The sequence below is a fragment of the Sulfitobacter aestuariivivens genome (assembly GCF_014763045.1).
In the GTDB taxonomy this organism is placed as follows: Bacteria; Pseudomonadota; Alphaproteobacteria; order Rhodobacterales; family Rhodobacteraceae; genus Sulfitobacter; species Sulfitobacter aestuariivivens.
In genome coordinates, this window is record NZ_JACTAG010000001.1 from 893,480 (window position 1) to 912,721 (window position 19,242).

Sequence of the window (19,242 nt, forward strand, 5' to 3'; positions counted from 1 at the left end):
GCGCCGGAAAACAATTCTGTGAAGATTTGCACAGACGACGTTCATTTTTGCAAGAACAGTCTCATTGCCTAGAATTTCCGCGGCATCCGCTCTGCTGTGGCCCAGTCTGGCCACCAGCCCATCTGCTCAATGGCGATGATCACCAATGCGGCGATGATGACGCCAAACACCAGTTTGACCCGCGCCGCCGAAGGCGGGCGGCGCGCCCGCTTGGACATCCGAAAAAGCCAGGCCGGGTTCATGTAAAACGGACCTTGCCGATGTAGGGTAGGTTACGGTTTCGTTGGGCAAAGTCGATCCCATAGCCGACCACAAATTCGTCAGGTATCTCGAATCCGGTCCAGTCGGCTTTCATGTCAACCTCGCGGCGACTTGGCTTGTCGAGCAGCGCTATGGTCTTGAGCCGCGCCGGCTCGCGCGATTTGAGCAGGCCGGTCACGTGATGCAGCGTATGGCCGGTATCCACAATGTCTTCGACGACCAGCACGTCACGACCTTCGATTGCGCCGCGTAAATCTTTGAGAATACGCACTTCCCTGCTGCTTTCCATGCCATCGCCATAGCTTGAAGCCTCAAGAAAATCGACTTCGATCGGCAGGTCCAGTTCCCGCACCAGATCAGCGATAAAGACAAAGGACCCGCGCAAAAGGCCAACGACTACCAGCTTGTCCGTGCCTTGAAATTCATCGTGAATCTCACGGCAAAGCTCCTCCAGCCGCGCGGCAATTGATTTGGCCGAAATCATCTCATCGATGACATAGGGTTTTTGCATGGTACGCCCCTTATCCCGGTGCTTTGTGCCAAATGTGGCAAATGGTTGCCAGTGATTTCGCAATGCCGCAGAATACCGGCACTTAAACGGGAGGATTTGATGAAGCGCTTTTTAGGTTTGATTGTTCTGGGGACATGTCTGGCCATGCAGGCGGCCGCCTATACGGAAGACGAAGTTGCCGCTGCCCGATTGCAGCATATCGAAGGCGATTTTGCCGGTGCTTTAGAAATTCTTTTGCCCGCTGCCGAAGCTGGCAACCCGGTTGCGCAGAACGTTCTGGGCGTAAGCTATGAGGACGGCATGGGTTTGCCCGTTGATCCGCAGGCTGCCTACGACTGGTACAAGCGCGCGGCTGATCAGGGGATGGGCAAGGCAATGCACAACCTGGGTCACCTGAAGTGGAAAGGTGCAGGTCCCGTTGCTGCAGATCCGGAAGAGGCGCGCGCGTGGTTTACGCAGGCGATCGCCGCAGGCTATGGGCCTGCGCATGCAAATCTCGGGCTAATGTGGAATGAGGGGATCGGCGGCCCCGAAGACCCTGAGCGCGCTGTTGAGATTTACCGGGCAGGCTTGGCCGCGGGTGATGCACATTCAGCCAACAATCTGGGCGATCTTTTGCGTCTGGGGCGCGGTGTGGCCGAAGATTTGGATGCCGCACGCGCGATGTTTGCGCGGGCCGGTCGAATGGGATTGCCCAACGGTCTGAACAACCTTGGTGCGCTCTATGAAATTGGGAGTGGCGTGCCTGTCGACTATGACACCGCCTTTGCCCTTTACAGCGCCTCGATGAAGCAGGGGTATGGCTTTGCCGCGTTCAACATCGCAGAGCTGATTGAAGCGGAATTGTTTTCAGAATATGGCCCCGTTGATGCCTACGCACACTGCCTTTGGGCGCTTGAGCGGGTGAGCGACAGGCATCGCGAGACAGTGGAAGAAGGGTGCTCACGCCTGTCCCAGGACATGAGCGCAACGGACCAGCAAGCTGCACGCGATCTTGCCCAGACGCTCTGACCCTTGCGGCCCCCTGTGGGGTCGTGGCAAGGGGGGACAGCGAAACGGAGCGCCCAATGCCGACCCATTCTGAGACGAGAAAGCTGCCTTATACAGCGCAGCAAATGTACGACCTTGTGGCGGACGTTGGAAAGTATCCCGAGTTTTTGCCATGGACGGCCGCGGCGCGGATCCGGTCAAATGAACTGCGTGGCGATCACCGTGTGATGGACGCCGATCTGGTGATCAGCTTCAAGGTCTTCCGTGAACGTTTCACCAGCCGTGTGGTGCTTTGGCCGAAACAGCACAAAATCGATACAGAATATCTGGACGGCCCCTTTAAAAAGATGATCTCGAACTGGCATTTCGAGGATGTCGAGGGCGGATGCGCCGTCCATTTCTATGTCGATTTCGAATTCAGAAACCGCATCCTTCAAGGCATCATTGGCGTCGTATTCAACGAAGCCATGCAGCGCGTTGTCCGTGCATTCGAGACCCGCGCGGCAAAGCTTTATGACCCTGTCGCATGACAATTACCGACCAGCTGATCACGTTTGCGAGGGTAACGCCACCAACTGATGCGCTGACGATGATGCGGCTGTCGTTGTTTGACTGGGCGGCTTGTGGGCTTGCCGGACGTGCCGAACAGGAACGGTCAGACTTCATTTCCGCCAGTCTGGCACAAGGGCAGGGCCCCGCGACGGTCTTTGGTGGTGGCAAGGCACCGCCCGCGACGGCGGCCCTGGTCAATGGCACTCTCAGCCATGCGCTTGACTATGATGATACCCACTTTGCCCACATCGGCCACCCGTCGGTTGCCGTGCTTCCCGCCGTGCTTGCGCTCGCCGAGGAGGTCGGCGCGACCATGGAGGAGGTCGTGGCGGCAGGGACCATCGGTATCGAGGCCTCTGTCCTGACGGGCCTCTGGTTGGGGCGCGACCACTATCAGATCGGCTATCATCAGACCGCGACGGCAGGTGCTTTCGGTGCCACGTTGGCGACTGCACGGCTTTTGGGATTGAGTGATGGCGAAATGCGCCACGCGCTTGGGCTTTGCGCGTCGATGGCGTCTGGGCTGAAAGCGCAGTTTGGCACGATGGGTAAACCGCTGAACGCGGGTCTGGCCGCCCGCACAGGGGTAGAAGCGACGCTTTGGGCCCAGGCCGGCATGACCGCGGCGCGCGATGGGATGGCAGGCCCGCTTGGCTTTGGCGACACCCATCATGGTGCGAACGAAAACGTAAGACCCGGTAAGGGCACATGGCATATCACATCAATCAGCCACAAGTTTCACGCGTGTTGCCATGGTCTGCATGCGACGCTCGAGGCGATTGGCGATTTGCGACTGGACGCCGAGAGCGTGAGCAAGCTGCATATCCGGACCCATCCCCGCTGGATGACAGTGTGCAATATCCCAGGCCCCAAAACCGGTTTGGCAGCCAAGTTCAGCTTTGCCCAAACCGCTGCCATGGCGCTTTTGGGACACGATACCGCCTCTATCGCGCAGTTCACGGACGCAATCACGCGCGATAACGACATCAGGAAGCTTAGGTCAAAAGTGCAGGTAACAGCGGATGAGCGGCTGAGCGAGACACAGGCAGAAGTATCAATCACGCGGGAAAATGGCGCGATGCAGCGGCTCAAACATGATCTGATGGCGCCGATGGCGCTGGAGGCTCGCGCCGCAAAACTGGGCGCCAAGGCAGTCAGCCTTGTTGGTGATGCAACTGCGGATAGCTTGTGGCAGGCCGCGCAGGGTGATTGCCTGCGCGACCTGACCGATCAGTTGCTCAGATCGTAGGCGCGTTCCCCATGCACCGTGATATCGAGCCCGTTATGCTCGGTCTCGGCATCCACCCTCAATGGGGTGACAGCGCGGCAAATCAAGGCGATGACAACTGTCATCACAACGGTGAAGACACCGACAATCAGCAACGATCCCAGTTGTGCGACCCATGATCCAAGGCCCAAGGCCGCGATCATGACGGTCCCGAAAATACCTCCCACGCCATGAACCGCAAAAACGTCCAGTGTATCGTCGATTTTGATCCGGTTGCGGATCATCACAACGGCCTCTTGGCACAAGATGCCCGCAACCGCGCCGATCAGCAGTGCAGCCCAGGGCCCCACAAAGCCTGATGCTGGCGTAATCGAGGCCAGCCCGGCGATGGTTCCGGTAACCAGACCAACCAACGAGAACTTTCCGAACTTGATCCGCTCCCATAGTGCCCAGGTCAGCGAGGCCGTTGCTGCCGAAATATGCGTGACCGTTATCGCCATCGCAGCCCCGCCGTCGGCGGCCAGCTGCGAGCCGCCGTTGAAACCGAACCAGCCAACCCACAGCATGGCTGCACCGACCATTACAAGGCCGGGATTGTGCGGCGGAGTGGTTTGATTCTCGCGCGCTCCCAGCATGATCGCCAGCACAAGAGCTGCAATCCCGGCAGTTTCATGAACCACAATGCCGCCGGCAAAGTCCTTTACCCCCGTTGCCCCAAAGATGCCCCCATCTGCCAGAATGCCGCCGCCCCAGACCCAATGCACAACCGGCGCATAGCACAGCAGCATCCAAAGGCCGGAAAAGAGCATGACAAATACAAATCCGATCCGTTCGACATAGGCACCGACAATCAGCGCCGGTGTGATGATGGCGAAGGTCATCTGAAACGCAAAGAACAGCACCTCCGGCAGCGTACCGCTCAGGCTTTGCGAAGTGACGCCATTCAGGCCGATCTTGCCCAGACCGCCCCATAGGCCACTTTCACCGGGCCCAAATGCAATGGAGTATCCTGCAAAGAACCAGAGAACTGACATCAGGCAGGCAATGGCATAGCAGTGCATGAAAACGCTCAGTACATTTCGAGACCGAACCAGCCCGCCATAGAACAAGGCGAGACCGGGAAGGGTCATGAAAAGAACGAGGGCTGTGGCAGTCATGATCCATGCGGTATCGGCGGCATCCATTGGAAGGTCTCCGGTTTGGGAATTATCTGGTTTGGGCAGATTGCGTGCGAGTTGCGCATGGAAAAGGGTCTCCATGCCTATTTTCTGGGCAAATTGAAGGGTGCCTAATTAGCGGGCGGCTTTTGCGGTCTACTGCCTAAATATGGGGCAGATCATGAACGGCGGTAAGCAGCATGTGCAGCGCATGGTCTCGTGCAGCTTGACGCACTGCGCTGCGGCCGATGGCGCCGAATTCCTGCGTTTCGGCCTTGCACCCTTTGGATGTTGCGAGAGCAAAGCAAACCCGCCCCTCTGGTTTGTGTTCAGATCCGCCGGGGCCTGCGATGCCGGTGATTGACAGCGCCAGATGCGCCTCTGACCGCGTCAGGGCACCAACCGCCATTTCTGAGGCGACGCTTTCAGAGACGGCACCATCCGCGTCCAGCGTGGCCTGCCGCACACCTAGCAGGGCGATCTTGGCGGCATTCGTATACGTCACAAACCCCCTGTCGAACATCGCCGATGATCCGGGCAGATCCGTCAGTGCAGCCGCCAGCATCCCACCTGTGCAGCTTTCTGCACAGGTCAGCATCACGCGCTTTTGTGCCGTGATGACAAGAAGTTCCGCCGCAAGGCTCAAGTGATCAGAGGCCATGATAGACCGCTGCCAGTACCAAAACGCCAACCGCCGCGAATGCGCCCGCAATAACGTCGTCCAGCATCACGCCGAGTGGGTCGCCGCGGCGGTCCGCCCAACCCACCAGCCATGGCTTCCAGATGTCGAAAAGTCGAAAGAGGACAAACGCAGCAATCCAACCTGGCCAAAGCGCGAGGACCGAGATGTCCATGGACCAGGCAGCATAGCTGAGCGGCAAGAGGGCGATCCACTGGCCGACTAGTTCATCTATCACAATCTCTGAAGGGTCATGATCGTCGCTGCCGGCTGTCATCTTTGCGGTCGCCCACCATCCCTTGAGAAAGGCCGCCACTACGCCGATGCAAAGAAGGGGGAAGCCACCAAGTACATGCACCAACCATCCCGCAGGCAGCGCTACCAATGATCCCCATGTGCCGGGCGCGGGGCGGATATTCCCAACACCCAGAACGGTGCCGATCAGTCGCGCCAGTGTCACGGTTTCACCAATGTCGCAGTTGCCAAGCATGCGATGCCTTCACCGCGACCGGTAAACCCCAGACGTTCCGAGGTTGTGGCCTTGACGGACACGCGATCAGGATCAATCCCTATGATGTCGGCCAGTGTCGCCTGCATATCGCCGGCATGGGGTCCGATCTTGGGGGTTTCGCAAATCAGCGTGCAATCGACGTTGGAAACTTCAAAACCCATGTCCCGTGCAAGCCCTGCTGCGTGACGCAGGAAGATGTCGCTTGCCGCCCCCTTCCATTGTGGGTCGGTGGGCGGAAAATGCTGCCCGATGTCACCCTTTGCAAGGGCACCATAGATGGCATCCGTCACCGTATGCATCCCCACATCCGCGTCGGAATGGCCCACAAGCCCTTGTGGATGCGGCACTTTTACGCCGCACAGCATCACGTGGTCACCGGGGCCGAAGGCATGTACGTCAAATCCGTTGCCGGTGCGAATGTCCATTTTTGGCTCCAGAGTACGCGCGGCGCGGGCAAAATCCGCAGCCGTGGTGATCTTCAGGTTATCCGCACTACCGGCCGTGATGGCAATGCGCATTCCAACCGCCCGGGCCACTGCGACGTCGTCTGCTGCCGGGCCGTCGTATCTATCATGTGCCGCAGTAATCGACGCAACGCCAAAACCCTGTGGCGTTTGGGCCGCAAAAAGACCTTCGCGGTCTTGGGTTCCAGTTACCTGCGCGCCGTCGCCTAGCCACAGGGCGTCTGACACGGCCAGTCCGGGCGCCGCGCCGTCATTGTGCGCCAGCGCATTAATCACACCGTCGATAACCGCACGTGACACACATGGCCGTGCAGCATCATGGATGAGCACACTGTCGCAATCCTGCACCGCGGCAAGGCCGTTGCGAACCGACGCGGCGCGATCCGCGCCACCGGTCACCAGCGTGATGCCAAGCGTTTCCAGACTGATTGCCTGCGCTCGGTCGTCGGGATGGATCACAACAACGATTCTGTTCACTGCCGGATGCCCTGTGAAGGCCGCCAGAGTGTGATCGATGACGCGTCTGCCACAAAGCGGCTGCCATTGCTTGGCAGTAGCGCCACCAGCGCGTGTGCCGCGCCCGGCTGCGACGATCAGAACAGCAAGGGTCATGAGCAAAGGCCTGAGATCATGCTGATTGTCTAGGCAATGCTTTGCGGCGACGCAATCCGTCCGTAGTTGCCTAATTTTCAGGCACCATCTGATTTAGGCGCTCTTTTCCGCGCCACAATACATTGAGGTTGACGCGCCCGGACGCTACATCCGTTCCAATTGCACAAGGATTAAGCACGTGAGCGTCCGCGCCTTTCCTCTCGATTTGGCCCCACCGGTGTTTCTTGCACCGATGGCCGGAATCACCGATCTGCCATTCCGCAACCTCGTGGCGCAGTTTGGCGCGGGCCTTGTCGTGTCTGAAATGGTTGCCAGCCAGGAATTGCTGGCCCGGCGTCCCGGCACCCGCGAAAAGGCGGAATTGGGGTTGGGGATCGAAGGCACCGCAGTGCAGATCGCAGGACGCGAAGCACATCCCATGGCCGAGGCCGCGCGGATGGTCGCCGATCAGGGCGCGCTCCTGATCGATATCAACATGGGATGCCCGGCAAAGAAGGTGACGCAGGGCGCCTCTGGATCTGCCCTGATGAAGACACCTGATCACGCGTTGCGGCTGATCGAAGCCGTGGTTGCGGCTGTTGACGTGCCGGTCACACTGAAAACGCGCCTTGGTTGGGACAATGGCCTTATGAACGCCCCTGAAATCGCCGCGCGTGCAGAGGCAGCTGGAATCAGCATGATCACCATCCATGGGCGGACGCGTTGCCAATTCTATAAGGGCCACGCAGACTGGGCCGCCATCCACCACGTCAAAGACGCAGTATCGATCCCCGTGATAGCAAACGGAGACATTCAAGACAGCACAACCGCACGCACAGCATTGCAGCGGTCTGGCGGCGATGGCGTCATGGTCGGGCGGGCGGCTCGGGGCAAGCCCTGGCTTTTGGCTGAAATCTCTCATGCGCTTTACGGCACACCCGCGCCAAACATCCCACAAGGCGAGAGATTTGCCGACATGGTGCGGGCGCATTATGAGGCCATGCTCAGTTTCTATGGTGCAACGCTGGGCCTGCGTGTCGCACGCAAGCACCTTGGCTGGTACATGGATACACACGCCACGCGGGCTGATCTGCGCCGGTTGGTTCTGACCGAAACGGATCCGACGCGCGTCAGTTCCTTGATTGAAAATGCCTTTTGCGACGCGCCATCTAGGGTGGCGGCATGAATTCGGACCGGGCGATCTGGGCTTCTTTGCCAGTTCCGGCGGTTATTATTGCGCCGGATACAACGATCAGCGACCTCAATCCCGCGGCCGAGGGGTTTTTGAATGCCTCTGCCAAGTCGATTATCGGCTCTCCGGTATGGGATATCATCGCCATTGATCACCCCCTCGAGGCCGCCTTTGAACGCGCCCGCGAGAATCAGACGCCATTATTTGTCAATGATGTCGATGTCGGCTCGGGCCAGCGCGCGCCATTGCAGTGCGGCGTGCAAATTGCGCCACTTGTCGGACACGAGGGCCGAATGCTGATGCTGATCACACCGCGTGAACTGGCAGGCCGCGTCACGCAAAACCGGGGCGTCAAATCCGCCGCCAAATCTGCCATCGGCATGGCAGAGATGTTGGCCCATGAAATCAAAAATCCACTGGCGGGCATCACCGGGGCTGCACAACTGCTGTCGATGAACCTGGGCGCTGAGGATCTGGAACTGACGGATCTTATCGTCGCTGAGAGCCGCCGCATCGTAAAGCTGCTTGAGCAGGTGGACCAGTTTGGCAATTTGACAGCACCGGAGCGTGCGCCGGTCAACCTGCATGACGTGCTGGACCGCGCCCGACGATCAGCCCTACTGGGGTTTGGCGGTCAGATGACCATTCAGGAGGTCTATGACCCGTCGTTGCCCTTTGCGCTGGGGGACAAGGATCAATTGCTGCAGGTGGTCTTGAATCTCTTGAAGAATGCGTCAGAGGCCGCAGGGGAGCGGGGAGGGACAATCCGGCTGCGCACCTATTTCGAGCATTCCTTTCGGCTGCGCCGCTCAGATGGTTCCGGCCATTCGCTGCCCTTGCAGATCGAGATCACCGATGACGGTCCCGGCTTGCCGGAAGGGATCAAGGACGATGTATTCGAACCCTTCGTCTCAGGCCGCGAAAACGGCACCGGGCTGGGGCTGGCCTTGGTCAGTAAGATCATTTCCGAACATGACGGCTGGATATCGGTCTCTTCGGTGCCTGGACAAACAACATTTCGCATTTCGTTGCCCCGCGCCGGGGGAACTGAATGACCCAAAAGCGCATCTAGCCGCAATACAAGGAGCAGACCCATGGATGGGACGATACTGGTTGCCGACGATGATCGCACGATCCGAACCGTTTTGACGCAGGCGCTGACACGGGCGGGGTGCAAAGTGCATGCAACCTCAAGCCTTACGACGCTCATGCGCTGGGTTGGCGAAGGCAAAGGTGATGTCGTCATCACGGATGTTGCCATGCCCGATGGCAATGGTCTGGAAATGCTGCCCAAGATCAGTATGGACCGGCCCGGGCTTCCGGTCATCGTCATTTCGGCGCAAAACACCATCATGACGGCAATCAAGGCCGCTGAGGCGGAAGCTTTTGATTATCTGCCCAAGCCATTTGATCTGCCGGACCTGATGAAGCGAACCTCTGCCGCGCTGGCCCGCAACGTGACGCAGCGTGCGACCGCCACACCGACAGACGAAGCGCGCGACGATCTGCCAATGGTCGGTCAGACGGCTGTGATGCAATCGCTCTACCGGATGGTTGCACGGCTGATGAACACTGACCTGCCGGTGCTGATCTGGGGCGAAAGCGGAACAGGGAAATCCCTGATCGCGCGGGCGATACATGACTTTTCCGACCGGCGCAGCCTGCCATTTGTCACCGTCACCGCTGCTGATCTGCATGACATCGAAGGCCCGGCGCGGGTTCTGGCGCGTGTGCGTGGGGGCACGCTTTTGATTGACGAGATTGGCGATATCCCCTCGGACACGCAGGCCCGCATCGCCCGGATGATGGATACCCCCGGCGAGCACACGCCACGGTTTCTCGCCACCAGCCAGTCGGATCTGTCAGCCGCCATGAAGAAAGGTGATCTGCGCAGAGATCTATACTATCGGCTGTCCGGGGCCACCTTGCATGTACCGGCATTGCGTGATCGCGCAGAGGACATTGTGCTGTTGGCCCATCATTTCCTGCAAAAGGCCGCGCCGTCGGATGCAGCGCGAACACTGTCAGACGACGCGACGCAACTGATGGTCAACTATCCCTGGTTGGGAAACGTGCGCCAGCTGGAACACGCAATGCGGCAGTTGGCATTGACCAGCCGCGCCGCTGAGATTTCTCTTGCTGAGGCCGAACAGGTGCTTGGCGCGCAGCCAGAAATTGAACCGCTGCACACATCGGCAAATACGGAACGGCTGGGCGCATCTGTCAAACGCCACCTGCGCCGGTACTTCGACCTGCATGGCAATATGCTGCCACCGCCCGGCCTGTATGGCCGCATTCTGCGCGAAGTGGAGGCACCGCTGATTGAAATTGCACTTGGGGCGACCGCCGGAAATCAGGCAAAATGTGCCGATTTGCTTGGCATCAATCGCAATACTTTGCGCAAGAAGATCACCGATCTCGATATTGAGGTGACACGGGGTCGCAAAATGATGTAAAAGCGCCACATAACCGTGGCCATCATGCTTCATGCGTGTTCAGGACCACAAAATATGGCGGTTGATGCAGCAATGCATCACATCATCGGTGAGGGCAGCGGGTGGCAACCCGGTCACGCTTTTTTTCTTTGGAACACCTGGGTCGTTTGCGACGACGCAGACGTGTGCGGAATCTCTTTACATTTGGGTTGGTGCTGCTGGCCCCGGTTCTGGCCTTCGCAACCTATCTGATTGTGGGCCCGCCCGGGCAAGCGACCAACACACCTAGCGTACGACTGATCCTGCTGGCCGATCTGGTCTACATCCTTTTGGTCGCCGCGCTGGTCATGAGCCAGGTTGCCCGCCAAATCGCCGCGCGCCGTGCCAAGTCTGCCGGGTCGCGCCTGCACCTTCGCTTGACCGGCGTCTTTGCGTTGATGGCGCTTATCCCAACTGTTTCTGTCGCAATTTTCGCCGGACTGACAGTGAATGTGGGCTTGGAAGGCTGGTTTTCGGACCGGGTCCGCAGCGTGGTGGAAAACTCACTAACCGCCGCAGAAGCTTATGAAAATGAGCAACGCATTGATTTGCTAGACGATGCGCGCGGGCTGGCGCGGTACATCGACAACAGCCGGCGTCAAAGCGTTCCGTTGTCAGACAGCGAGATTCTCAGCGATGGTCAGCGGCTGGTCCAGCGCGGGCTTCGCGAGGCCTATCTTATTGATGGAACGTCGCAAATCCGCGCGCGGGGGGAGCGGTCCTACCTGTTCGACTACGAGCCACCCACCCAAGAGCAGATCGCACTGGCCATCCGTGAAGGCGTATTGATCATCGAAGACTGGACCAACAATGAATTCCGGGCGCTGCGCCCGCTGGAAACATATGTTGACCGTTTTCTATACGTCAGCCGTGACGTGGATGGTGATATTCTGTCGCTGTTGGACGAAACAGAAGAGACGGCACGGCTCTACCAGCAGTTGGAGGCTGATCGCGGCCGATTGCTATTTGAATTTGGCCTGCTGTACATCGGATTTGCAGTCATCCTGATCCTCGCGGCTGTATGGCTTGGCCTGTGGTTTGCAGAGCGGCTGTCGGGCCCCGTCGGGCGTTTGACCGGTGCGGCACAGCGGGTTGGGGCAGGGGATCTGTCCGTCCAGGTCCGGGAGGAGGACGGCGACGACGAAATCGCCATGCTCGGCCGCTACTTCAACCAGATGACCACGCAGCTCAAAGGCCAGCGCGAAACCCTTCTGGACAATACCCGCCAGATTGAACGGCGTCGGCGGTTATTTGATTCCGTGCTCAGCTCCGTCACCTCAGGGGTGGTCGGGCTGGATCCAGAAGGGCGCGTGACTTTTGTTAACAGATCCGCGATGCGCTTGCTGGATTGGTCCGAAGACCAACAATCGCTGGCGCTGGCCGTCGCGGTTCCGGAGTTTGCGCCTTTGTTCGAGACGCTGACCAATGGCCCCGGCGAGGTGTCACAAGGCGAGGTCAAGGTGTCGCGCCAGGGCGCCATGGACAATCTGTTGGTACGCATGGCCACGCGGCGGGCCGATGATGGTCGCCTAGAGGGATATGTGGTTGCTTTTGATGATGTCACCGATCTGGTCAGTGCACAGCGTATGGCTGCCTGGGGCGATGTGGCGCGCAGGATTGCCCACGAGATCAAGAACCCCCTGACCCCGATCCAGTTAAGTGCCGAGCGCATCAAACGGAAGTTTGGCAGCAAGATGGAAGGTAAAGATGCCGAAGCGCTGGATCAAATGACCGGCGTGATTGTGCGCCAGACCGGAGATCTGCGGCGGATCGTGGATGAGTTCTCAAAGTTTGCGCGGATGCCGGAGCCTGAGACCAGTGAGCAGGATCTCGTTCAACTGGTGCGCGATGCAGTGTTCCTGCAGCAGGCCGGACAGCCTGACGTAGAAATCAAAGCGGCGCTACCGGATGAGGCATTGATGGCGCAAATTGACGGTACAATGATCTCTCAGGCTTTGACAAACTTGATCAAGAACGCAGGTGAAGCCATTGAAAGTCTGAAACAAAAAGAACCGCCCGATGATCTGAGGCCGCAGATACAAGTGTCGATGTCGCACAGTGAAAGCGGTGCGGAACTGACCATTGCCGACAATGGTATCGGTTTGCCTGAGGACCGTGCACGCCTCTTTGAACCCTATGTAACAACCCGCAGCGAAGGAACCGGCCTTGGGCTGCCGATCGTTAAGAAAATTATCGAGGAACACGGCGGCAGCCTGACCCTCACCGACGCGCCCGTCTTTGACGGGCAATCCCATTACGGGGCTATGGCTGTGATTACGCTTCCCGCCGCGCCCCAATCCACCCCCAGCACATTGGAGATTGCAGATGAGTGACATCCTGATCGTTGACGATGAACGTGATATCCGGGAACTGATTTCGGACATTCTGGAAGATGAGGGCTTTGCCACCCGTCTTGCCGGCAATTCGGACGATGCGATGGCAGCGATCAATACCGAACCGCCCGCACTGATGATCCTTGATATCTGGCTTAAAGACAGCCGCATGGACGGTATCGATATTCTCAAGGCCACCAAGCGCGACAACCCGGATGTGCCGGTGGTGATCATTTCCGGCCATGGTAACATCGAAATTGCTGTCGCTGCGATCAAGCAGGGGGCATATGATTTCATTGAAAAACCGTTCAATATTGACCAGTTGCTCGTGGTGATACGCCGCGCGATGGAGACCTCGCGTCTGCGCCGCGAGAACCAAAGCCTCAAACGACGCGATGTGACCTCTGCAGAGATGCTTGGCAATTCGGCAGCATTCCGGGCGTTGGTGGGGCAGCTTGACAAAGTCACCAAATCCAACGGCCGCGTGATGCTGACCGGTCCGGGTGGGGCGGGCAAGGAAGTCGCCGCCCGCTATATCCACGCCAACTCCAACCGGGCCGCAGCGCCCTTTGTAACCGTCAATTGCGCCGGGGTTGAGCCCGACAGGATGGAGGAGGTGCTCTTTGGCCGCGAAAGTGCTGACCGAGGCATTGAACCGGGGCTGTTGGAGCAAGCCCACGGCGGCGTCATCTATTTCGATGAGGTCGCTGACATGCCACTGGGCACACAGTCAAAAATCCTGCGGGTGCTGGTGGATCAGCAATTCACCCGGGTCGGTGGCAATGACAAGGTACGGGTCGATCTGAGAGTAGTTTCCAGTACAAACAAGGACCTGGAGGCTGCAATTAACAGCGAAACCTTCCGGCAGGAGTTGTTTCACCGCCTCAACGTTGTGCCAATCGCCGTCCCTTCGCTGGAAGAGCGCCGCGAAGACATTCCGCTTTTGGCCGAGCACTTCATTGCCGAATTCAACAAGTCCCAGGGTTTGCCTCAACGGGACCTGTCAGAAGACGCCGTCGCGCTAATGCAAACCATGGTTTGGCCTGGTAACGTGCGGCAGCTCAAGAACCTGATCGAGCGGGTCCTGATCCTGGGCGATGGTGCTGGTCCGATTGAGGCAAAGGAACTTCCCGGCGAGGAGGAGCATAGTGAAGAAGACGGCCGCGTCGTGCTCTCTGGCGCGTTGGCGACACTTCCTTTGCGCGAAGCACGCGAGGCGTTTGAGCGTGAATACCTGCTGACGCAGATCAACCGGTTTGGCGGCAACATTTCTCGTACCGCGAACTTTGTCGGCATGGAGCGATCCGCGCTCCACCGCAAGCTCAAGTCGCTGGGCGTCGTGACTTCTGCAAAGTCCGGGGTACGCGTGGCGCATGTAGATGAGGAAGCGGAGGCGGCAGGATAGAGCGCGAAGGTAGGGGCAGGCACCGATGTCGCGCGATCACGTCGCGATAAACCGCGCGGTTTGGGACGCGGACGCGGTCAACTGGACCAAAGCGGGTCGGCGGCTTTGGGCATCGCGCGCACCGGTGTGGGGTAACTGGGGGAGGTCGGAGACCGAGTTGAAGCTGCTCCCTACGGATATGTCCGGAAAGGACGCCGTCGAACTTGGTTGCGGGACAGGATATGTCGCCGCGTGGATGGCGCGGCGTGGTGCGACCGTCACGGCGATTGATGTCTCATCCAACCAGCTTGCGGTGGCCCGCGACCTGGCAAAAGAGCACCGTATCGACATCCGCTTTCTCGAAGCAAACGCTGAGCACACAGGGCTACCCGACGCCTCGTTCGATTTTGCGATTTCGGAATACGGGGCTGCAATCTGGTGTCCGCCAGAGATTTGGCTACGAGAGGCGTGGCGACTGTTGCGTCCCGGAGGCAAGCTTGTGTTTCTGGGAAACCATCCGATCTCTCTTATCTGCTCTCCGCTGAACGGCGCCCCCTGCGACACCTTGCTGCATCGTCCCTATGCGGGCATGTGGGGGGCTGACTGGACAGAGGTCGAAATCGATCCCAGCGGTGTCTGCTTCAATCTCACGGTGTCTGGCTGGATTGATCTCTTCGGACAAATCGGGTTCAGCATTGATAGCTATCAGGAGATTTTCGCCCCGGATCAAGCCGGCGGGACCCGCGGTTCCGTTCCCGCAGAATGGGCAAAAATCTACCCGGCAGAGCAGATTTGGCACCTTGAGAAACCACTGCAAGCGGATGCCTAGGGTATATCGGGTAGGGATTGCGCCTTTCAGCGGGTGGCAAGCTCTTCCAGCACGTCCACGCCCTGCATCTTCAGGAAATGTAACACGTCGATGAAGATCCAGTTTTCGGCCAGCTTCTCACCATCTCGTCGATAGATGTCCACCACGCGCATATCGGCGCGCACATTTGGATCCCCCTTGATCCCCATATAGGCCCCGGCGTTGGTCAGCGTGAGATTCGGCCAGCCAAAAAACCCACCATAGGTGCCTTCCGCCATCCGGCACACATGTCCGTTAAAGACACGGTCCGTAATGTTTTTCCGGAATGGGCCCTGATGTTGTTCGATATAGCGGTCAATGGTGTAGGTCGCACCAACGCCGTCCGGACCCCACCAGATCATGTCGTCATGCCAGTTTTCTTTTAGTTCTTCACGCGGGGTACGCGCAGATGGATCGTCGTTGGCGGCGCTTATGGCAAAAATCATGCGGTCAATGAGCGCCAGCGTCTTTGCGCCTTCGGCGGAATCGTTTTCGCCCATCAAGAGCCCATCATGGGTGCGGGGACCGGGTTGGATCATATGGACGGCGGTTTGTTGGGGAAACCGGTTTAATCCGGCCTGCGTCATCAGGTGCAAAACATCGCAGAACAACGCTGTTTCCACGATCTTTCCATTCTCGACCCGGTTGAATTCGGCGTAGCGCAGCATTGCCAGCTTCCGGGTCGCGGGAATGCCCAAAAAAGGCGCGTCGAACAAACCCATCAAATGTCCCATTGAGGTCGTCCAGACAGACGCTTCGTTGTCTATTTCATTGCGTCCCGCAAAGAAAATGTCTTCGCGCCGCTGCACATGGGCAAAGGCACTGAGAAACAGTTTCCAGAAAACGGCGGCACCTGCCGGCCCAACCTGTTCGTTCCACGGATGCACCCCACGCCACGTTGCATCTGCCGTCATCCGCTCTGAGAGAATTTGAGTAACTGTTTCGCTGTCTGCGCCTTCAAGTGCCGCGTAATGTGCCTGCACAAGGGATTTGGCGTCTTGTAGATCTGTCATGAGGGCTCTCGGATAAAGTGCTGTGCAAGAGTTAGCCGCTTGCACACGTTTGCACCAGCGCCAATTTGCCCCTCACCGAAATCAGGCTAGCCGCGTGTGACGATCTGGAACGTGCCGTTTTTATTGCGAATAACGCAGGAATTCGGCGTCAGGTCCGGCAATGTCTTGGTCGCGCGGGCAGGGACGGTGTTTACGACATTGCCGGGGCAGGGCGGAATGGAAACGGGCAGGTAGCCCTTGTCTGCCATGCATTGGTTTTCAACCCGTTTGCGCAAGGCGTCGTTTGGATCAAAGGTCACGATTTCGCCGGGAATGAAATAGCCCACCCGGACGACCGTGCAGACACCATCAGCGTCACATTCCTTGACGGGCGGAATGTATTCGGGCGGGTAACGGCGGACCTGCGTGGAAGGCGGGACATCGCGCAACGCCTTGACTTTGCAGGCATCGGTGTCCCGGTTCAGCGTGCTGACGCTGACGCCTGGGCGATAGTAGGTTTCGAGACCGCCGCAGGCAACGATACCAAATCCGACAAGTACTAGGAAAAGAGCCGACCGTTTCATGCACCTATATTGCGCAGACCTGATCGCGAATACAATCCGATTGACGCTTGCCAACCTCTCTGTCATGCCCTCTAACCTGATCTTGAACGGCCATTGCAAGGCGGCCTCATTCAACCTTAGGTGCTATGATGAAGGTGATCATTTGCGGCGCAGGACAGGTCGGCTGGCAGATCGCCCGCCACCTGAGTGGTGAACGCAATGACGTTACCGTTGTGGACAGCGACGCCGATCTGGTGCGCCGGGCGACGGAAACGCTGGATGTTCAGGGGGTTGCAGGCTTTGCCAGCTATCCAGATGTACTGGACCGGGCCGGCGCCCGCGACGCAGAGATGATCATCGCCGCGACGCATTCTGATGAGGTTAATATGGTTACCTGTCAGGTTGCCCATTCGGTGTTCGGCATCAATCGCAAGGTCGCCCGACTGCGCTCGCAAAGCTATCTCGATGCGATTTATTCGGATCTTTATCGTCGTGAACACATGCCGATCGATGTGGTTATCAGCCCAGAAAAGGAGGTTGCCTCAGCAGCACTGCAGCGCCTCTCGGCCCCAGCGAGCTTTGATACCGAAATTTTCATGGATGGTGAGGCGCACCTGCTCGGGATCACCATTGATACGGATTGTCCGGTGGTCAACACACCTTTGCGGCAGCTGACCGACCTCTTCTCGACATTGCGCGCGGTGGTGGTTGGGGTACGGCGCGACGGCTCCCTCTTTGCGCCAGAGGCGAAGGATCAGCTGTTCGTCGGGGATGATTGCTACGTGTTTACCCACCGCGACGATATTGCACGCACGTTGGAAATATTCGGCAAGAAGTCCAGCAAACAGGACCGGGTGGTACTTGTCGGAGGCGGCAATGTCGGTCTGGCGGTGGCCCAGGCGCTTGAGTCCGGCGAACGGCGGGTGCGCGCCAAGATGATTGAGAAAAGTCGCATCTGCGCCGAAAAGGCTGCTGAAGCGCTTGAACGGACGATTGTGCTGAATGGGGATGGGCTGGATGCAGCCTTGCTGGCCGAAGCGGGGATTGCTCGGGCAGATGCGATGCTCGCGGTTACGGATGATGACAAGACCAACATGCTTGCCTGTGTGCGGGCCAAGGCTGAAGGATGTGATTATGTCATCGCGCTGATCAACGATCCAACACTGGTGCCCCTGATGACCCCCTTGGGGATTGACGCGTACATCAATCCTCGGGCCACCACCGTCAGTTCGATATTGCGCCATATCCGTCATGGCCGGGTTCGCGCGGTCTATTCCATCGGGGACGCCGAAGCCGAGGTGATCGAAGCGGAGGTCCTGTCCACATCGCCCGTCGCTGGCAAACTGGTCAGCGAGATCGACTTCCCCGAAGGAGCGCTGATCGGCATGCTGCGCAAGGGCGACAAGGTGATGCGCCCTCTGGGCAGCACGCGCATTGATGAAGGCGACGTGATGGCCCTTTTTGTGCTGGCCGAAGACGTGCCGAACGTCGAGCAGTTGATGCAGGTTTCAATCGATTTTTTCTGATTGTGACGCGTCAGTTTAAGGGCGTCTCAGGCCCATGTTCACGCGGCCCAAGGCGCAGCTGCGGCACAAGGATGCGCTCGGCCCAGTGCGGCCTGGCAATCACCGCCAAACCCTGGGGTCAACCTGGAGCAGTTTTACAAGCTCTGCATAGACCTCCGGTTCTTCTGCGTGCAATGCGCTTGGTTTTTCAAAGAAGGTTTCGACAGCGACGGCAAAGAATTCCTGATGATTGGTCGCGCCATATGCATCGAGAGCTGTCTTGCGACCGTGTTCAACGTTGGCCTTGTGCCGCTCGAAAGCGGTCCGGATCACCCGCGACCAGGTTTCAAAGCTTTGCCCTTCTGCCATCATGGGGCCGCCATCAGTGTGGCCGGACATATCGTCAAGTTGATGCGCAAATTCATGCAACACAACATTGTGCCCGTCCTGCGCGTTAAGCGCGCCACGATGCGAATCCTCCCAAGACAGGATCACCGGACCGCGTGACCAGCTTTCGCCGCTGCGGATCACTTCTTCCTCGGTCACCACATACCCGTCATAGTCTTTGCGAAGCGATTTGAACGCGCCGGGATAGATCATGACGGTCGTCAGATTGTCGTACCAGGCATCGCTGTTTACCACGAGCAGACAGGCCTGCGCCGCAATGCTCAGTTCCATTTCCTCTGTTACTTCCAGACCGTTGCAGCCGATGAACCGGACCTGATCGAGAAAAAGATTGATCTTGCCTTCCAGCGGATCCCAAAGTGCGGCCGGCAACCTCTGAAGTATGGGGATTTGCGCTTTGAGCATCCTTTTTTCGTGGGGATGCAGCAGGCTGTCCAGCAGATCTGCGCGGTGTTGCCGCCTTTGCCAGGCTCTGTACACGAAAAATCCCGAAACAAAGATCGCAGCGAGCAAAAGGAACGTCATGTCAGCCCTTTCGGAGCGAGTTAGGTCAGTGTTGCAAGAGGCATCCAGGCAAGGTGTCGATGCCCGCATTGCATGTCG

19 protein-coding genes are annotated in these 19,242 nt (G+C 58.5%); 10 read left to right on the top strand and 9 right to left on the bottom strand.

What is annotated here, in order from left to right:
- Nucleotides 1-68: 68 nt before the first annotated feature.
- Together H9Q16_RS04420 and hpt are read right to left on the bottom strand one after the other, a co-directional pair.
- Nucleotides 69-242 (bottom strand): hypothetical protein, encoded by a 174-nt coding sequence (locus H9Q16_RS04420; RefSeq protein WP_191074141.1) that lies wholly within the window; start codon nt 240-242, stop codon nt 69-71.
- Nucleotides 239-772 carry a hypoxanthine phosphoribosyltransferase gene (gene hpt / locus H9Q16_RS04425; protein ID WP_191074142.1) on the bottom strand — a complete coding sequence of 178 codons (534 nt, stop codon included), beginning with the start codon at nt 770-772 and terminating at the stop codon, nt 239-241. Before hpt ends, H9Q16_RS04420 begins: the two co-directional genes overlap by 4 nt.
- A gap of 99 nt (nt 773-871) precedes the next feature.
- Between hpt and H9Q16_RS04430 the strand changes: the two genes are divergently transcribed.
- From H9Q16_RS04430 to H9Q16_RS04440, 3 genes are read left to right on the top strand one after another with little or no spacing between them, the layout of a single operon-like run.
- Nucleotides 872-1,783 carry a tetratricopeptide repeat protein gene (locus H9Q16_RS04430; RefSeq protein WP_191074143.1) on the top strand — a complete coding sequence of 304 codons (912 nt, stop codon included), beginning with the start codon at nt 872-874 and terminating at the stop codon, nt 1,781-1,783.
- A gap of 56 nt (nt 1,784-1,839) precedes the next feature.
- Entirely contained in the window at nt 1,840-2,292 is a 453-nt protein-coding gene (locus H9Q16_RS04435; RefSeq protein WP_191074144.1) for a type II toxin-antitoxin system RatA family toxin, read from the top strand.
- On the top strand, nt 2,289-3,563 hold the full coding sequence (locus tag H9Q16_RS04440; protein WP_191074145.1) for an MmgE/PrpD family protein: 1,275 nt from the start codon (nt 2,289-2,291) through the stop codon (nt 3,561-3,563). The genes H9Q16_RS04435 and H9Q16_RS04440 overlap by 4 nt, the downstream gene beginning before the upstream one ends.
- Here H9Q16_RS04440 and H9Q16_RS04445 read toward each other — a convergent pair.
- The 4 genes from H9Q16_RS04445 to H9Q16_RS04460 form a co-directional block, all read right to left on the bottom strand.
- Nucleotides 3,545-4,726 carry an ammonium transporter gene (locus tag H9Q16_RS04445; RefSeq protein ID WP_191075154.1) on the bottom strand — a complete coding sequence of 394 codons (1,182 nt, stop codon included), beginning with the start codon at nt 4,724-4,726 and terminating at the stop codon, nt 3,545-3,547. The two genes, H9Q16_RS04440 and H9Q16_RS04445, sit on opposite strands and share 19 nt — an antisense overlap.
- Before the next feature lie 136 nt (nt 4,727-4,862).
- The gene (locus H9Q16_RS04450; protein ID WP_191074146.1) at nt 4,863-5,360 is read right to left on the bottom strand and encodes a CinA family protein; all 498 of its coding nucleotides are present in this window, start codon (nt 5,358-5,360) and stop codon (nt 4,863-4,865) included.
- Entirely contained in the window at nt 5,350-5,838 is a 489-nt protein-coding gene (locus H9Q16_RS04455; protein ID WP_191075155.1) for a phosphatidylglycerophosphatase A, read from the bottom strand. The genes H9Q16_RS04450 and H9Q16_RS04455 overlap by 11 nt, the downstream gene beginning before the upstream one ends.
- On the bottom strand, nt 5,835-6,965 hold the full coding sequence (locus tag H9Q16_RS04460; RefSeq protein ID WP_191074147.1) for a bifunctional 2-C-methyl-D-erythritol 4-phosphate cytidylyltransferase/2-C-methyl-D-erythritol 2,4-cyclodiphosphate synthase: 1,131 nt from the start codon (nt 6,963-6,965) through the stop codon (nt 5,835-5,837). Before H9Q16_RS04460 ends, H9Q16_RS04455 begins: the two co-directional genes overlap by 4 nt.
- A 178-nt stretch (nt 6,966-7,143) precedes the next feature.
- On the opposite strand from H9Q16_RS04460, the gene dusB reads away from it, so the two are divergent.
- From dusB to H9Q16_RS04490, 6 genes are all read left to right on the top strand, one after another.
- Nucleotides 7,144-8,130, top strand: a complete 987-nt coding sequence (gene dusB, locus H9Q16_RS04465; protein WP_191074148.1) for a tRNA dihydrouridine synthase DusB — start codon at nt 7,144-7,146, stop codon at nt 8,128-8,130.
- A complete protein-coding gene (locus H9Q16_RS04470) occupies nt 8,127-9,191 on the top strand; it encodes a two-component system sensor histidine kinase NtrB (RefSeq protein WP_191074149.1) in 1,065 nt (354 codons plus the stop codon). The genes dusB and H9Q16_RS04470 overlap by 4 nt, the downstream gene beginning before the upstream one ends.
- A gap of 39 nt (nt 9,192-9,230) precedes the next feature.
- Nucleotides 9,231-10,592: a response regulator gene (locus H9Q16_RS04475; RefSeq protein WP_191074150.1), complete on the top strand. Its 1,362-nt coding sequence runs from the start codon at nt 9,231-9,233 to the stop codon at nt 10,590-10,592.
- Between the two features lie 101 nt (nt 10,593-10,693).
- Entirely contained in the window at nt 10,694-12,943 is a 2,250-nt protein-coding gene (locus tag H9Q16_RS04480; protein ID WP_343067789.1) for a sensor histidine kinase NtrY-like, read from the top strand.
- Nucleotides 12,936-14,348, top strand: a complete 1,413-nt coding sequence (gene ntrX / locus H9Q16_RS04485; RefSeq protein ID WP_191074152.1) for a nitrogen assimilation response regulator NtrX — start codon at nt 12,936-12,938, stop codon at nt 14,346-14,348. The genes H9Q16_RS04480 and ntrX overlap by 8 nt, the downstream gene beginning before the upstream one ends.
- 25 nt (nt 14,349-14,373) lie before the next feature.
- On the top strand, nt 14,374-15,156 hold the full coding sequence (locus H9Q16_RS04490; RefSeq protein ID WP_191074153.1) for a class I SAM-dependent methyltransferase: 783 nt from the start codon (nt 14,374-14,376) through the stop codon (nt 15,154-15,156).
- Nucleotides 15,157-15,182: 26 nt separating this feature from the next.
- Here H9Q16_RS04490 and H9Q16_RS04495 read toward each other — a convergent pair whose 3' ends face one another.
- Together H9Q16_RS04495 and H9Q16_RS04500 are read right to left on the bottom strand one after the other, a co-directional pair.
- Nucleotides 15,183-16,187 (bottom strand): ester cyclase, encoded by a 1,005-nt coding sequence (locus H9Q16_RS04495; protein ID WP_191074154.1) that lies wholly within the window; start codon nt 16,185-16,187, stop codon nt 15,183-15,185.
- An 86-nt stretch (nt 16,188-16,273) separates the two neighbouring features.
- Nucleotides 16,274-16,750 carry a hypothetical protein gene (locus H9Q16_RS04500; protein WP_191074155.1) on the bottom strand — a complete coding sequence of 159 codons (477 nt, stop codon included), beginning with the start codon at nt 16,748-16,750 and terminating at the stop codon, nt 16,274-16,276.
- Between the two features lie 128 nt (nt 16,751-16,878).
- On the opposite strand from H9Q16_RS04500, the gene trkA reads away from it, so the two are divergent.
- On the top strand, nt 16,879-18,255 hold the full coding sequence (gene trkA / locus H9Q16_RS04505) for a Trk system potassium transporter TrkA (protein WP_191074156.1): 1,377 nt from the start codon (nt 16,879-16,881) through the stop codon (nt 18,253-18,255).
- 99 nt (nt 18,256-18,354) lie between these two features.
- Here trkA and H9Q16_RS04510 read toward each other — a convergent pair whose 3' ends face one another.
- Nucleotides 18,355-19,164, bottom strand: coding sequence for a M90 family metallopeptidase (locus H9Q16_RS04510; RefSeq protein ID WP_191074157.1), 810 nt, complete (start codon nt 19,162-19,164; stop codon nt 18,355-18,357).
- Between the last annotated feature and the right edge of the window lie 78 nt (nt 19,165-19,242).

What these genes read in the sequence shown, in the direction of transcription:
- H9Q16_RS04420 (WP_191074141.1), bottom strand. Translation starts at nt 242, where the DNA reads ATGAACCCGGCCTGGCTTTTTCGGATGTCCAAGCGGGCGCGCCGCCCG.
- hpt (WP_191074142.1), bottom strand. Translation starts at nt 772, where the DNA reads ATGCAAAAACCCTATGTCATCGATGAGATGATTTCGGCCAAATCAATT.
- H9Q16_RS04430 (WP_191074143.1), top strand. Translation starts at nt 872, where the DNA reads ATGAAGCGCTTTTTAGGTTTGATTGTTCTGGGGACATGTCTGGCCATG.
- H9Q16_RS04435 (WP_191074144.1), top strand. Translation starts at nt 1,840, where the DNA reads ATGCCGACCCATTCTGAGACGAGAAAGCTGCCTTATACAGCGCAGCAA.
- H9Q16_RS04440 (WP_191074145.1), top strand. Translation starts at nt 2,289, where the DNA reads ATGACAATTACCGACCAGCTGATCACGTTTGCGAGGGTAACGCCACCA.
- H9Q16_RS04445 (WP_191075154.1), bottom strand. Translation starts at nt 4,726, where the DNA reads ATGGATGCCGCCGATACCGCATGGATCATGACTGCCACAGCCCTCGTT.
- H9Q16_RS04450 (WP_191074146.1), bottom strand. Translation starts at nt 5,360, where the DNA reads ATGGCCTCTGATCACTTGAGCCTTGCGGCGGAACTTCTTGTCATCACG.
- H9Q16_RS04460 (WP_191074147.1), bottom strand. Translation starts at nt 6,965, where the DNA reads ATGACCCTTGCTGTTCTGATCGTCGCAGCCGGGCGCGGCACACGCGCT.
- H9Q16_RS04470 (WP_191074149.1), top strand. Translation starts at nt 8,127, where the DNA reads ATGAATTCGGACCGGGCGATCTGGGCTTCTTTGCCAGTTCCGGCGGTT.
- H9Q16_RS04475 (WP_191074150.1), top strand. Translation starts at nt 9,231, where the DNA reads ATGGATGGGACGATACTGGTTGCCGACGATGATCGCACGATCCGAACC.
- ntrX (WP_191074152.1), top strand. Translation starts at nt 12,936, where the DNA reads ATGAGTGACATCCTGATCGTTGACGATGAACGTGATATCCGGGAACTG.
- H9Q16_RS04490 (WP_191074153.1), top strand. Translation starts at nt 14,374, where the DNA reads ATGTCGCGCGATCACGTCGCGATAAACCGCGCGGTTTGGGACGCGGAC.
- H9Q16_RS04495 (WP_191074154.1), bottom strand. Translation starts at nt 16,187, where the DNA reads ATGACAGATCTACAAGACGCCAAATCCCTTGTGCAGGCACATTACGCG.
- H9Q16_RS04500 (WP_191074155.1), bottom strand. Translation starts at nt 16,750, where the DNA reads ATGAAACGGTCGGCTCTTTTCCTAGTACTTGTCGGATTTGGTATCGTT.
- trkA (WP_191074156.1), top strand. Translation starts at nt 16,879, where the DNA reads ATGAAGGTGATCATTTGCGGCGCAGGACAGGTCGGCTGGCAGATCGCC.
- H9Q16_RS04510 (WP_191074157.1), bottom strand. Translation starts at nt 19,164, where the DNA reads ATGACGTTCCTTTTGCTCGCTGCGATCTTTGTTTCGGGATTTTTCGTG.